The following is a 722-nucleotide window of genomic DNA, read 5'->3' on the forward strand; positions in this document are numbered from 1 at the left end:
ATTTCACGTGTTCCGCCGTACTCAGGATCCACTCAGGAGAGAACGAAGTTTTGACTACAGGGCTGTTACCTTCTATGGCGGGCCTTTCCAGACCTCTTCATCTACCTCGTTCCTTTGTAACTCCGTATAGAGTGTCCTACAACCCCAAGAGGCAAGCCTCTTGGTTTGGGCTAATCCCGTTTCGCTCGCCGCTACTCAGGGAATCGCATTTGCTTTCTCTTCCTCCGGGTACTTAGATGTTTCAGTTCCCCGGGTCTGCCTTCTCATATCCTATGAATTCAGATATGGATACCACTCCATTACGAGTGGTGGGTTTCCCCATTCGGAAATCTCCGGATCAAAGCTTGCTTACAGCTCCCCGAAGCATATCGGTGTTCGTCCCGTCCTTCATCGGCTCCTAGTGCCAAGGCATCCACCGTGCGCCCTTTCTAACTTAACCATTAAAAAGAATCACTATGTGATATCTTGTCTTACTAATTGAATGTGATGTCTACTGTTATCTAGTTTTCAAAGAACAACGCATAGGACATGCTAACACATGCGTTGCCACAGGACGTGGCGCATTTAGCAGGTGCTCCTATGTCTGAAGGAATGATCCTTCAAAACTAAACAAGACAGGGAACGTTCTGTTTATAAGACCCAAGGTCTTATATTCCGTAAATATCCTTAGAAAGGAGGTGATCCAGCCGCACCTTCCGATACGGCTACCTTGTTACGACTTC

Annotated in this window: 2 rRNA genes; both read right to left on the reverse strand. The window is 47.2% G+C overall.

From position 1 onward, the window contains the following. Nucleotides 1-439: ribosomal RNA gene (locus tag Q3W56_RS20535) — 23S ribosomal RNA — on the reverse strand; the annotation flags it as partial. Nucleotides 440-670: 231 nt separating this feature from the next. Next, nucleotides 671-722 (reverse strand): 16S ribosomal RNA (locus Q3W56_RS20540); the annotation flags it as partial.

This window comes from Bacillus sp. C28GYM-DRY-1 (assembly GCF_030519405.1).
In the GTDB taxonomy this organism is placed as follows: Bacteria; Bacillota; Bacilli; order Bacillales; family Bacillaceae; genus Bacillus; species Bacillus spizizenii_A.